This window comes from Terrabacter sp. P5_B1, from assembly GCF_056400505.1.
Genome location: NZ_JBFULD010000097.1, coordinates 1 through 12,623 on the forward strand (window position 1 = coordinate 1; position 12,623 = coordinate 12,623).

The 12,623-nt window shown below is 71.3% G+C and carries 9 protein-coding genes, 1 tRNA gene and 2 pseudogenes; 5 read left to right on the forward strand and 7 right to left on the reverse strand.

Annotation, left to right across the window (positions count from 1 at the left end):
- From AC1DP0_RS09265 to AC1DP0_RS09285, 5 genes and pseudogenes are all read right to left on the reverse strand, one after another.
- Positions 1-390, reverse strand: a pseudogene (locus AC1DP0_RS09265) (GDSL-type esterase/lipase family protein); the annotation flags it as partial.
- Between the two features lie 4 nt (positions 391-394).
- The gene (locus AC1DP0_RS09270; protein ID WP_442280136.1) at positions 395-571 is read right to left on the reverse strand and encodes a DUF6104 family protein; all 177 of its coding nucleotides are present in this window, start codon (positions 569-571) and stop codon (positions 395-397) included.
- Between the two features lie 161 nt (positions 572-732).
- Positions 733-4,617 carry a multifunctional oxoglutarate decarboxylase/oxoglutarate dehydrogenase thiamine pyrophosphate-binding subunit/dihydrolipoyllysine-residue succinyltransferase subunit gene (locus tag AC1DP0_RS09275; protein WP_478083928.1) on the reverse strand — a complete coding sequence of 1,295 codons (3,885 nt, stop codon included), beginning with the start codon at positions 4,615-4,617 and terminating at the stop codon, positions 733-735.
- A 147-nt stretch (positions 4,618-4,764) separates the two neighbouring features.
- Positions 4,765-5,568 carry an ABC transporter permease gene (locus tag AC1DP0_RS09280; protein ID WP_478083929.1) on the reverse strand — a complete coding sequence of 268 codons (804 nt, stop codon included), beginning with the start codon at positions 5,566-5,568 and terminating at the stop codon, positions 4,765-4,767.
- A complete protein-coding gene (locus AC1DP0_RS09285) occupies positions 5,565-6,611 on the reverse strand; it encodes an ABC transporter ATP-binding protein (RefSeq protein ID WP_478083931.1) in 1,047 nt (348 codons plus the stop codon). The genes AC1DP0_RS09280 and AC1DP0_RS09285 overlap by 4 nt, the downstream gene beginning before the upstream one ends.
- A gap of 203 nt (positions 6,612-6,814) precedes the next feature.
- Here AC1DP0_RS09285 and AC1DP0_RS09290 point away from each other — a divergent pair, with 203 nt between their 5' ends.
- Positions 6,815-8,230 carry a hemolysin family protein gene (locus AC1DP0_RS09290; protein WP_478083933.1) on the forward strand — a complete coding sequence of 472 codons (1,416 nt, stop codon included), beginning with the start codon at positions 6,815-6,817 and terminating at the stop codon, positions 8,228-8,230.
- The gene (locus tag AC1DP0_RS09295) at positions 8,227-9,264 is read left to right on the forward strand and encodes a hemolysin family protein (RefSeq protein WP_478083934.1); all 1,038 of its coding nucleotides are present in this window, start codon (positions 8,227-8,229) and stop codon (positions 9,262-9,264) included. Before AC1DP0_RS09290 ends, AC1DP0_RS09295 begins: the two co-directional genes overlap by 4 nt.
- A 32-nt stretch (positions 9,265-9,296) precedes the next feature.
- Here AC1DP0_RS09295 and AC1DP0_RS09300 read toward each other — a convergent pair whose 3' ends face one another.
- Both AC1DP0_RS09300 and AC1DP0_RS09305 read right to left on the reverse strand, forming a co-directional pair.
- Entirely contained in the window at positions 9,297-9,914 is a 618-nt protein-coding gene (locus tag AC1DP0_RS09300) for an ASCH domain-containing protein (protein WP_478083936.1), read from the reverse strand.
- Between the two features lie 101 nt (positions 9,915-10,015).
- A tRNA-Arg gene (locus AC1DP0_RS09305) sits at positions 10,016-10,087 on the reverse strand.
- An 85-nt stretch (positions 10,088-10,172) separates the two neighbouring features.
- Here AC1DP0_RS09305 and AC1DP0_RS09310 point away from each other — a divergent pair.
- The 3 genes and pseudogenes from AC1DP0_RS09310 to AC1DP0_RS09320 form a co-directional block, all read left to right on the forward strand.
- Positions 10,173-10,967 carry a DALR anticodon-binding domain-containing protein gene (locus tag AC1DP0_RS09310; RefSeq protein ID WP_478083938.1) on the forward strand — a complete coding sequence of 265 codons (795 nt, stop codon included), beginning with the start codon at positions 10,173-10,175 and terminating at the stop codon, positions 10,965-10,967.
- Between the two features lie 2 nt (positions 10,968-10,969).
- The gene (lysA, locus tag AC1DP0_RS09315; RefSeq protein WP_478083940.1) at positions 10,970-12,388 is read left to right on the forward strand and encodes a diaminopimelate decarboxylase; all 1,419 of its coding nucleotides are present in this window, start codon (positions 10,970-10,972) and stop codon (positions 12,386-12,388) included.
- Between the two features lie 84 nt (positions 12,389-12,472).
- Positions 12,473-12,623, forward strand: a pseudogene (locus tag AC1DP0_RS09320) (homoserine dehydrogenase); the annotation flags it as partial.

Below are 12,623 nucleotides of genomic sequence, written 5' to 3' on the forward strand. Positions count from 1 at the left end.
GTTGTAGGCCGTGAGGTCGAGGTCGGGGTGCTGCGTGCGGGCGACCACACGCCCCACCCAGCCCAGGCCCTTGGGGTCGCCGTAGCCGGCCGTCAACGAGGCGCCGATGAAGACCATCCCGACGTCGCGGACGCCCTCGGCGACCGTGAACTCGGCACTGGGCGTGTAGTAGGGGTCGTCCGTCGCGGACGCGGACGCCGGGGCCTGCGGGGGAGCGGCAGGCGCACCGGGCGTCGCGGGCTCGGGAGCCGGCGCGCCGGCATACCGTGCAGCGTTGTCGGTGGTGAACCGGGTGTGGGACGACGGGTAGGCCGGACCCACGCCGTAGGGCTCCCTCGGCGCGTCGGTGTCCGGCTCGGCGGTGTCGCCTCGGTCGCTGCGGTCGCTCACGTGCTCAGTCCTCGTCGTCGTCCAGTCGGGCGAGCCACGTCGCGAGTCGCTCGACCGGCACCTCGAACTCGGGGTTGAGGTCGACGAACGTGCGCAGCTGCTCGGCGAGCCACTCGATGGTGACCTGCTCCTCGCCGCGCCGGGTCGCCAGCTCCTCGATGCCCCTGTCGGTGAAGTACACCTTGGGAGGTTATCGCGTGCAGGCTCGGGGCTTGCGCAGGCGGGCCGAGGACGTCGGCCCGATCTGCGCACGGAGACCCTCGGGGGCGTATGCCGACACCCGCCAAACGGAGCGAAGGACCCCGCCGACGTGGCGGGGTCCCTCGCTGTGGTCTCGCGGGCTCAGCGGCCGAAGGCGCGCTCCATCAGCTCGGCCTGCTCGACGGCGTGCTTCTTCGAGGAGCCCGTGGCAGGCGATGCCGCCGCCTTGCGGGCCACGACGCGCCACGGTCGGGTCTCGCCGAGGTCACAGAGGTCCTCGTGGAGCCACTGGGCCATGAGCGGCCACGCGCCCTGGTTGCGGGGCTCGTCCTGGACCCAGACCAGCTCGGCGCCGGGGTACTTCGCGGCCGCGTCGACGATCTCCCGCTCGGGGATCGGGTAGAGCTGCTCGACGCGGATGACGGCCGTCGAGGTGTCGCCGCGCTTCTCCCGCTCGGCGTCGAGCTCGTGCACGATCTTCCCGCTCGCGAAGAGCACCCGCGTGACGTCCTTCGTGACGCCCTCGTGGTCGGCGAGGACCGGCTGGAAGCCGCCCTGCGTGAAGGCCTCGACCGGGCTGGCCGCCGCCTTGCTGCGCAGCATCGACTTCGGGGTGAAGACGACGAGCGGCGTGCGCGGACGGGCGTAGGCCTGGCGGCGCAGCAGGTGGAAGTAGCTCGCCGCGGTCGACGGGTAGGCGACCGTCATGTTGTTCTCCGCGCACAGCTGCAGGTAGCGCTCGATGCGCGCCGAGCTGTGGTCGGGCCCCTGCCCCTCGTAGCCGTGCGGCAGGAGCAGCACGACCGAGCTGCGCTGGCCCCACTTCTGCTCGGAGCTGGAGATGAACTCGTCGACGATCGTCTGGGCGCCGTTGCCGAAGTCGCCGAACTGGGCCTCCCACAGCACGAGCGCGTCAGGGCGCTCGACGGAGTAGCCGTACTCGAAGCCCATCGCGGCGTACTCCGACAGGAGCGAGTCATAGACCCAGAAGCGGGCCTGGCCCTCGCCGAGGTAGAGCAGCGGCGTCCACTCCTCGGCGTTGTCCTTGTCGATGAGCACCGCGTGGCGCTGGACGAACGTGCCGCGGCGGCTGTCCTGACCGGCGAGCCGGATCGGGGTGCCCTCCTTGAGCAGCGTGCCGAAGGCGAGCAGCTCGGCCATCGGCCAGTCGATGCCGCCCTCGTGGACCATCTGGGCGCGCTTGTCCATGAGCTGCTTGAGCTTCGGGTGGATCGTGAAGCCCTCAGGCGGGCTCACGAAGGTGTCACCGATGTGCACGATCTCGCTGGCCGGGACTCCCGTCTCGGTGGCCGAACGCACCGGCGCGACATCGTCCTGGACCTGCGCGGTCGGGCGCTCGAGACCGGCGTTGTCCGGGGCGTCCGAGTCACGGTCACCGGCCGGGGCCGAGGCGGCGGCCTGCGCCTTCTTGGCCTCGCGCGTCTCGACGAAGACCCGCTCGAGCTGCTGCTGGTAGTCCCGCAGCGCTGCTTCGGCGTCCTCGACGCTGATGTCGCCGCGGCCTATGAGCGACTCGGTGTAGAGCTTGCGGACGGAGCGCTTGGCCTCGATGAGGTTGTACATCAGCGGCTGCGTCATCGACGGGTCGTCGCCCTCGTTGTGACCCCGGCGGCGGTAGCACACCATGTCGATGACGACGTCCTTGTTGAACTCCTGGCGGAACTCGTAGGCCAGCTCGGCCACGCGCACGCAGGCCTCGGGGTCGTCGCCGTTGACGTGGAAGATCGGCGCCTGGATCATCCGCGCGACGTCGGTCGAGTACACCGAGGAGCGCGAGCTGCTCGGGGRCGTCGTGAAGCCGACCTGGTTGTTGATGACGACGTGGATGGTGCCGCCCGTGCGGTAGCCGCGAAGCTGGGAGAGGTTGAGCGTCTCGGCCACGACTCCCTGACCCGCGAAGGCGGCGTCGCCGTGCATGAGCACGGGCAGCACGGTGAACGACTCGCCGGCGAGGTTGAGCCGGTCCTGCTTGGCGCGGACGATGCCCTCGAGCACGGGGTTGACGGCCTCGAGGTGGGAGGGGTTGGCGGCGAGGTAGACCTTCGTCTTGCTGCCGTCCTCGGAGACGAACTCGCCCTCGGTGCCGAGGTGGTACTTCACGTCGCCGGAGCCCTGAACCGACTTGGGGTCCTGGGTGCCCTCGAACTCACGGAAGATCTGGCCGTAGGACTTGCCGGCGATGTTGGCCAGGACGTTGAGGCGGCCACGGTGCGGCATGCCGATGCAGACCTCGTCGAGGTTCTCGCTCGCGGCGCGGCACAGGATGCGGTCGAGGAGCGCGATGACGGACTCGCCGCCCTCGAGCGAGAAGCGCTTCTGCCCGACGAACTTGGTCTGGAGGAACGTCTCGAAGGCCTCGGCGGCGTTGAGGCGGCGCATGATCCGCATCTGCTCGTCGCGGTTGGCCTTCTCGTAGGGCCGCTCGACCTTGTTCTGGATCCACTTGCGCTGCTCGGGGTCCTGGATGTGCATGTACTCGATGCCGACGGTGCGGCAGTACGAGTCGCGCAGGATGCCGAGGATCTTGCGCAGCTTGAGGAACGGGTAGCCGCCGAAGCCGCCCGTGGCGAAGGTCCGGTCGAGGTCCCACAGGGTCAGGCCGTGGGTCGTCACGTCGAGGTCGTGGTGGCGGCGCTGCTTGTACTCCAGCGGGTCCGTGTCGGCCATGAGGTGGCCGCGGACGCGGTAGGCGTGGATGAGCTCCTGGACGCGGGCCACCTTGTTGATGTCGTCGTCGTGCGAGGAGTCGATGTCCTGGATCCAGCGGACCGGCTCGTACGGGATGCGCAGCGACTCGAAGATCTCGTCGTAGAAGCGGTTGTCGCCGAGGAGCAGCTGGTGGATGATCCGCAGGAAGTCACCGCTCTGGGCGCCCTGGATGATCCGGTGGTCGTAGGTCGAGGTGAGCGTGAGGATCTTGCTCACGGCGTTCTTGTTGAGCGTCTCGTTGCTCGCGCCCTGCCATTCGGCGGGGTAGTCGAGGGCACCGACGCCGATGATGGCGCCCTGGCCCTTCATGAGGCGGGGGACCGAGTGGACCGTGCCGATGCCGCCGGGGTTGGTCAGCGAGATCGTCGTGCCCTGGAAGTCCTCGACGGTGAGCTTGTTGGCGCGGGCCTTGCGCACGATGTCCTCGTAGGCGGTCCAGAAGTGGACGAAGTCCATCTCCTCGGCCGACTTGATCGAGGGCACGACGAGGGTGCGGCTGCCGTCGTCCTTCTGAAGGTCGATGGCGAGGCCGAAGTTGACGTGGGCCGGCCGGACGAGGGCGGGCTTGCCGTCCTTCTCGGTGAAGCCGTTGTTCATCTCCGGCATGAGGGCCAGGGCCTTGACCATGGCGTAGCCGATGAGGTGGGTGAAGCTGACCTTGCCGCCACGCGAGCGGGCCAGGTGGTTGTTGATGACGACGCGGTTGTCGATGAGCAGCTTGGCCGGGACGGCGCGCACGCTCGTCGCCGTCGGCACGGTGAGCGAGACCTCCATGTTGGCCACGACCCGTGAGGGCGCTCCGCGCAGGGGGGTCACGATGTCCTCGCTGACCGGGCCGGTGCCCTTGACGGCGGGGATGTCGCGCGGCTTCGGGGTCTCGGCCGTGGCCTCGCCCTTGGGTTCGGCCTTGGGTTCGGCCTTCGACTCGGGTGCCTTGGGCGCGGAGGCGGTCTTCGCCTCGGCGGCTTTCACGGCGGGGGCGGCCTTGGCCTCGGGTGCCTTCGCCGCGGTGGCGCTGGTGCGAGTGGCCGCAGACGAACCGTTGGGCGTGCCGTTCCCCGCGTCGGTGCCGCCAGGGGCGCCGGTGTTCCCCGCCCGCGTCGCCGTCGCGGTCGCCGTGCGGCTCGGCGCCGCGCTCGCGTCGGCCTCGCCCGGCCGGTAGTCCTGGAAGAACCCCCACCACGCCTTGTCGACCGACGTCTTGTCGGTCAGGAACTGCTGGTAGAGCTCGTCGACGAGCCATTCGTTCGGCCCGAATGCTGCAATCGGGTCACCGGACGTGGACTGATCGGACACGGCGAATGCGCCTCTTTCGTTTGGCTCGGGTGCGTCGTTGCCTATACAGGGGTCAAGCCTAGCCCCGAGCGTCGCGATACCGGACGGCGGCACGGATGTCGAAACGCGCGGCTCGACGAGGCATTGGTCACGTCGCCCGGCCCCGGGTCAGGTGATGTCGGAGCGCATCGTCCGCCACGTCCCGAGACCGGCCATCACGGCGGCATACCCCATGAGCACGAGGGCGCCGGCCCACCAGGACAGCTGGTCGACCGGCTGTCCGTTGAGGCCACCGCTGGAGGACTCGAGCATGGCGCTCGTGGCACGGCTCGGCAGGTAGGGCGAGACGCTCTTGCCCCAGTCGGTCAGGGCGAGGACGAGGCCGAGCACCGGTTCGACGATCCACGCCACCGCGACCGAGATGAGCAGTGCCGCCACCTGGTTGGGAATGAGGATGCCGGCCCCGAGGCCGATGAGCGCCCAGAGCCCGAGGACGAGCAGCGAGAGGGCGAGCGTGCGCCAGATCGTGGTGTCGGCGAACGGCGCGATGCCCTTCGAGGTCAGCACGAGGGTGCCCGCGCCGACGGCGCCGGCGAGGGAGAGCAGGCCGTAGAGCACGCCGATGGCGAGGAGCGAGATGACCTTGGCGGCCATGACGCGACCCCGCCGCGGGATCGCGAGGAAGGTCGCCGTGATCGTCTGGTGCCGGTACTCCGAGCCGATCGTGAGCACGCCGATGGACAGCGTCAGCAGGTAGCCGACCTGCAGGCCACCGGTGAAGACCGCCTTGGCGATGGCCGCGTCGGTGCGCGGCGCGGCCGCGGCCTGCGGCCCCTGCACTACGTCGCTCGTGAAGACGAACGCGAAGAGGACGGCGAACGCCGCACCGCTGAGCAGCACGGCGATGGCCATGCCCCACCAGAGGCGCGTGGTGAAGAGCTTGCGGAGCTCGGCTCGCACCGCCGCGGTCATCGGAGGTCTCCTTCGCGCTCGGGAGCGCCGGCCGGCGGGGTGGGCTCGGCGAGCAGGGCGGGGTCGATGGGCGGCCCGCTCGGCGGCGGCAGGTCCGCAGGGACGCGGCCCGACGGGCGGGCGTCGAGGTTGCGGTTGCGGTGCTCCTCGCTCTCGGTGAGGTTGAAGAAGAGCTCCTCGAGGTGCGTCTGCTCGGTGCGCAGCTCGTGGATCGCGACGTCGCTGGCGTGGGCCACGTCACCGACGACGGCGAGGTCCTCGGTCGTGACCCGCAGGCCCCGCCCGCTCGGGGTCACGGTGAGCCCGCGGGCACGCAGGGCCTGCGAGAGCCGGTCCGGGTCCGACGTGCGGACGTAGGCCGTGGGCTCGCCGCGCAGCTCTGCGACGGTGCCCTGGGCGACCCGTCGACCGTTGGCGATGATGACGACGTCGTCAACCGTCTGCTCGACCTCGGACAGCATGTGGCTGGAGATGAGCAGCGTCCGGCCCTCGTCGGCGAGGTGGCGCAGGAAGCCGCGCAGCCAGCGGATGCCCTCCGGGTCGAGGCCGTTGGCCGGCTCGTCGAGGATGATGACGCGAGGGTCGCCGAGGAGGGCGCCGGCGAGGCCCAGCCGCTGGCGCATGCCCATCGAGTAGCCGCCCGCCCGCTGGCGTGCGGCCGCGGGGATGCCGACGAGGTCGAGCAGCTCGTCGACGCGCGAGTCCGGCACCCCGGCCACAGCGGCCTGGACGCGCAGGTGGTTGCGTCCGGTGCGTCCCGGGTGGAAGTTCGTCGCCTCGAGGGCGGACCCGACGACGGTGAGCGGGTTGGGGATCTCGGCGTAGCGGTGGCCGTCGATGGTCGCCGTGCCGTCCGTGGCACGCACGAGACCGAGCAGCATGCGCAGGGTCGTCGTCTTGCCGCTGCCGTTGGGGCCGAGGAACCCGGTGATCCGTCCAGGCTCGACCTCGAAGTCGAGGTGGTCGACGGCGGTGAAGGAACCGAACCGCTTGGTCAGACCGCGCACCGCGATGCGCCCGGTGAACTCCGGTCGTCCGTGCACCAGCCTGCTCCCTCCGTCGTCGGTCTGCGCGAGCGCCGCGGGCCCCCGCCGTGATGGGCCCAACTCAACCACACCGCATACCTCGTCCCTGCGTAGGCGGGCCCGAGCGGTCCGGGCCGCCGGCCCTCGTCCGCGCTCCATATAGTGGGGCGCACCATGACCTCCCTTCGCGACCAGGTCCCGGCTGGACGGGCGGTTCTCCGGTGACCGAGTGGCTCCTCGTCCTCGGCGCCGTGCTGCTCACCGCCGGCACCGCGCTCTTCGTCGCAGCCGAGTTCTCCCTAGTGGCCCTCGACCGACCCACGGTCCAGCGGGCCATCGACGAGGGCGACTCCCGCGCCCGGGTCGTGCTCCAGTCGCTCAAGCAGCTCTCGACCCAGCTCTCGGCGGCCCAGGTCGGCATCACGATCACGACCCTCGTCGTCGGCTACCTCGCGCAGCCGTCCATCGGGGCGCTCGTGTCGGGTCCGCTGGCCGGGCTCGGGCTACCCGCCGGAGCGGTCGAGGCGGTGTCGAGCTCTCTGGCGCTGCTGCTCGCGACGGTCTTCTCGATGATCTTCGGTGAGCTGCTCCCGCAGTTCCTCGGCATCTCCGCGCCGCTCCCGACGGCGAAGGTCGTGGCGCTGCCCGTCCGAGTCTTCGCCGTGATCGCCAAGCCGCTCATCATCGTGCTCAACGGCTCGGCCAACGCCTTCCTGCGCGGGCTGGGCATCGAGCCGCAGGAGGAGCTGTCGGGGGCGCGCACGCCGCAGGAGCTCGCGAGCCTCGTCCAGCGCTCGGCCGAGGCGGGCACCCTCGACATCACGACCGCACGCATGCTGACCCGCTCGCTCGGCTTCGGTGAGCGCACGGCCGACGACGTCATGACGCCGCGCGTGCGCTGCACGGGCATCCACCGCGACGAGACCGCCGACGACGTGCTGCGACTGTCACGGCGCACCGGCCACTCGCGATTCCCGGTGCTCGGCGAGGACTGGGACGACATCGACGGTGTCGTCCACGTCAAGAAGGCGATGGCCGTGCCGCACGAGCGGCGCAAGGACGTGCCGGTCTCCGCGCTCATGTCCGACCGCCTCGTCGTGCCCGAGACGATCCGCCTCGACCCGCTGCTGCGCCAGCTGCGTGAGGGGGGCTTCCAGATGGCCGTCGTCGTGGACGAGTACGGCGGCACGTCGGGCATCGTCACCCTCGAGGACGTCGTCGAGGAGATCGTCGGCGAGGTCTCCGACGAGCACGACCGCAGCCGTCAGGGAGGCCGCGAGCTCATCGACGGCTCGTGGACGGTTCCCGGGCTCTGGCGCCCCGACGAGGTGCGCGACGCCTTCGACGCGGAGGTTCCGGACGGGTCGACCTACGAGACGATGGGCGGCTTCGTCATGACGAGCCTCGGTCGGGTGCCGGTCGTCGGCGACGTCGTGCGGGTGCCCGGCTGGCGCATCAACGTCGTCGGCATGGAGGGTCGCCGGGTCGACCGTCTCCGCTTCGTGCCGGACCCCGAGTCCGTGCCGCAGGACGGCAGCGGGCACAGCGGCGCCAGCGACACCGACCCCGCCGAGAGCGAGCCCGCGAGACCCCGCGGGCGTACGCCGTCCGCCGGGGGATCGGGGGACCCGTCGTGAGCGGCCCCTGGGTCTACGTCGTCTCGGTGTTCCTCCTCCTCGGCAACGCCTTCTTCGTCGGCGCGGAGTTCGCGGCCATGGCGGTGCGGCGCTCGACGCTGGAGCCGCTCGCCGACGCCGGGAGCAAGCGTGCGCAGTCGTGCCTGCTCGCGCTCGAGCGCCTCGGGTCGATGCTCGCGACCGCGCAGCTCGGCATCACGGTGTGCTCGGTCGGACTCGGCGCGCTCGCCGAGGCCGCCCTGCACCACCTGTTCGAGCCGATCTTCAACCAGTGGGGGCTGTCCGACGCGTGGGCGAGCGGCGTGGCCCTCGCCCTGGCCCTGCTCGTCGTGTCCTACCTGCACGTCGTCGTCGGCGAGATGATCCCCAAGAACCTCGCCATCGCCGGACCCGACCGTGCGGCCCTCGTGCTCGTGCCGTCGCTCTTCGTCATCGCCAGCGCCCTGCGCCCGATCATCCGGGCGATGGAGGGGGTCGCGAAGGCCCTCGTGCGCCTCTTCCGGGTCGAGCCCAAGGACGAGATCACCTCGGCGTTCACGGTCGAGGAGGTGGCCCACATCGTCGGCGAGTCGAGACGCGAGGGGCTCATCGAGGAGGAGCGGCACGGCCTGGTCGCCAAGACGCTCGAGTTCTCCGACAAGCGGGCTCGCGAGGTCGCGGTCGACGTGCGGTCACTGACGACGGTCGAGCTCGGGGCGACTCCCGCCGACATCGAGCACCTCGTCGCGAAGCAGGGCTTCTCGCGCTACCCGGTCCGCGACGCCGCGGGCGAGATCGCCGGCTACCTCCACCTCAAGGACATCCTCTACGCCGACGACGAGCGGCACGAGCAGCCCATCCCGCCCAAGCGCGTGCGTCGGCTCGCCACCGTGCGCGAGGACGACGACGTCGAGGACGTGCTCGCGACCATGCAGCTGACGGGCGCGCACCTCGCCCGCGTCATCGACGGTGATGCGGCCGTGACGGGCGTCGTCTTCCTCGAGGACGTCCTCGAGGAGCTCGTCGGCGAGGTCACCGACACGACCCAGCGCTGACCGGGCGTCCCCCGAGGGTCAGGTCCCGCTCGTCAGCCGTCCTCGCGCGCGAGCCAGTCGAGGTATGCCGTGCCGCGTGGCGAGAGCTCGTAGCCGATGTCGTGGCTGATGGTCAGGCCCAGGGCCTTGAGCTTGCGGATGTCGACCTTCATCGGGAGCAGCTCGACGCCGCGCAGGGACGCGAGCTCTTTCGACACGACCCGAGGGTTGTCCCTTATCCACTCGAGGATCTCGCGCGTCCACGGCCCTGTGGGTCGGGCATCCAGCCGCCCGAGCCGGGTGGTGATGTCGCTCATGCTCTCGTCGTCGGGCAGGCTGTCGCGCAAGGCGATCCGCGGGTCCTCACCGGCCCAGCTGAGCCGGATGCGATAGACCGTGTCCCCGCCCCGGCCGCCGCGGGCCGAGGGCTTGCGCTCCCTCGGCGTCAGGAACTTCTGGAGCGTGGCGAGGTCCTTGAGGCCGGCCGTTCTCGCGTCCCGTTCCGTGAGGCGGTCGGGGTCCCGGACCCGACTGACGCCGTCGAACCGGACGAGGCCGGCAGGGGTCAGCTGCAGGCCGCCGACCTTGACCCGCGGGGCGTCCCAGCGGCGAAAGGCCTGCGTGACCGTGCCGGCGCGGATGGCCTCGGCGACGGGCTTGGAGATCAGCACGACCTCATCGTGGCACGAGGGGAGGGTGGTGACCGGGGGGAGACGCCGAGGGGCGGTCGGCCGGCGCTCTCACGCTGGCGGACCGCCCCTCGGCGTCACAGTGCCCCCGGCAGGATTCGAACCTGCGCTCCCGCCTCCGGAGGGCGGTGCTCTATCCCCTGAGCTACGGGGGCGGCTCGCACTTTCGTGYGCTCGGTGAGATTAGCAGGACCGGACCGCGAACGCGGAATGCCCCCGGTCCCCTCGTAGACTCACCGCATGACGCCGGACCAGCTGCGCGCCCTTCTCGAGGAGGTTGCGGCGCAGGCGGCCCGCACCGGCGACCTGCCCGACGAGGCGGAGGCGGGCCCCCCCGCGGGGCCGGTCTTCCGACCCGCCGAGACCCGGGCCGCCGGCGTGGTCGCCGACTGGGTGACACCGGTGGCGCAGCGCTGGGCTCCCCGGCTGGACCTCGGGCCCCGCGACCTCGCCCGCGTCCTGGCCCAGGGGCTGACGCTCCAGAAGCCGGTCGCGGCCGTCGAGGTCGCGCCGAGCGGCCTCATCGCCCTCACCCTGGAGGACTCGGCCCGCTCCGAGATCGTCCCCCGCGTGATCGAGGACCAGGCCCATTACGCCCTGGCCGACGGGGCGCAGCACCACGAGATCGTCGAGGCCCCCGGCAGCCGCCCCGCGCACGACCCCGTCCATCGGGCCCAGCTCGCGCACGCCCGCTTGTGCCGGATCATCCGCAACGCCGAGGCCGCAGGGGTGGATCGCCGCCCGTCGGCGCGCCTCGCCGAGCTGACCCAGGTCGGCGAGCGGCAGCTCCTCGTTGCCCTCGCCGATCTCCCTCAACGACTGGAGCGGCATGTCGGCGACGAGGCCCAGCAACGTCGCGCCGTGACCGACCTCGCCGCGCTCGCCGACGCCTGGGACCACCCGGTGCGACCGCTCGCGCCGGGGGCCCACCCCGCGCCGATCCACGGTGCTCGGCTCCTGCTCGCCGATGCCGTCCGAATCGTCTTGCGCAATGGACTGTCGCGTCTCGGTGCGGCGGCCCCGGAGAGGATGTAGCCATGCGCGCACACGAAGCAGGAGCGCTGCACGCTGAGGGCTATCGCGGCCCCGCGTGGCTCCGGACGCCGGTCGACGTCAACACCCTCGTCCCCGCTCTCTGGGCGTCGTCCGTGGGGCGGGGGAGCGACGGCGTCCTCACGGTCGGTGGGGTCAGCGTCACCGAGCTGGCGCGCGAGTTCGGCACACCGGCATACGTCATCGATGAGGACGACTTCCGTTCGCGCGCAAGGGAGTTCAAGCAGACCTATGCCGAGGTGTTCGACAGCCTGTCGGGTGGCGCCGACGTCTTCTATGCGGGGAAGGCCTTCCTCTGCACCGAGGTCGCCCGGTGGGTCCACGACGAGGGCCTGCACCTCGACGTGTGCACCGGCGGCGAGCTCGCCGTGGCCAAGCGCGCCGGCGTCCCCGGCGACCGGATCGGCCTGCACGGCAACAACAAGAGCGTCGCCGAGATCCGCGACGCCCTCGACTACGGCGTGAGCCGGATCGTCGTCGACTCCTTCGACGAGATCGAGCGCGTCGCCTCGGTCGCCGCCGAGCTCGGCGTCGTCGCGCCGGTCCTCGTCCGCGTCACCGTGGGCGTCGAGGCCCACACGCACGAGTTCATCGCGACGGCCCACGAGGACCAGAAGTTCGGGCTGTCGCTGTCCGGCGGGCACGCCTTCGAGGCCGCGCGCCGGATCCTCGCCAAGCCCGAGACGCTGCGCCTGCTCGGCCTGCACAGCCACATCGGGTCGCAGATCTTCGACACCGCCGGCTTCGAGGTCGCGGCCCGGCGCATCGTCGGCCTCCACACGCAGATCGCCCGTGAGCTGGGCGTCGAGCTCCCCGAGCTCGACCTCGGGGGCGGCTTCGGCATCGCCTACACCACCGAGCACGACCCGATGCCGCCGAAGAACCTCGCCGCAGGCATGGCCGAGATCATCGAGCGCGAGTGCCGCGCCGACGCGGTGGCCGTGCCCCGCATCTCCATCGAGCCCGGCCGGGCCATCGCGGGTCCCAGCACGTTCACCCTCTACGAGGTGGGCACCGTCAAGCCGGTCGAGCTCGACGGCGGCGCCTCGCGCCTCTACGTCTCCGTCGACGGCGGCATGAGCGACAACGTCCGCACCGCCCTGTACGACGCCAACTACTCGTGCACGCTCGCGAGCCGGGCGTCTGCCGCGGACCCGGTGCTCGCCCGTGTCGTGGGCAAGCACTGCGAGAGCGGCGACATCGTGGTCAAGGACGAGTTCCTCCCCGGCGACGTCGGTGCGGGCGACCTCGTCGCCGTCCCGGGCACGGGCGCCTACTGCCGTTCCCTGTCGAGCCAGTACAACCACACGCCGCGGCCACCGGTCGTCGCGGTCCGGGACGGGGTCGGGCGAGTCATCGTCCGGCGCGAGACCGTCGACGACCTGCTCGCCCTCGACGTCTGATGCCTCTGGAGATCCTGCGCCACGGATGTCCGGATCGCGAAACAATGACCGTCCAGCACCCGGACAGGCGGCAGGATTGCCGCCGTGGACAGCGCCGTGAGTGACACCCAGCCGTTGCGCGTCGCCCTGCTCGGGGCGGGCGTCGTGGGCGGAGCCGTCGCGCGCCTGCTCACCGAGCACGCGGACGACATGGCCGCGCGTGTCGGCGCGCCGCTCGAGATCGTCGGCATCGCCG

Bases quoted from the DNA above. Each gene is read 5' to 3' on its own strand.
- AC1DP0_RS09310 (WP_478083938.1), top strand. From the start codon at position 10,173: ATGACGCCGGACCAGCTGCGCGCCCTTCTCGAGGAGGTTGCGGCGCAG.
- lysA (WP_478083940.1), top strand. From the start codon at position 10,970: ATGCGCGCACACGAAGCAGGAGCGCTGCACGCTGAGGGCTATCGCGGC.
- AC1DP0_RS09280 (WP_478083929.1), bottom strand. From the start codon at position 5,568: ATGACCGCGGCGGTGCGAGCCGAGCTCCGCAAGCTCTTCACCACGCGC.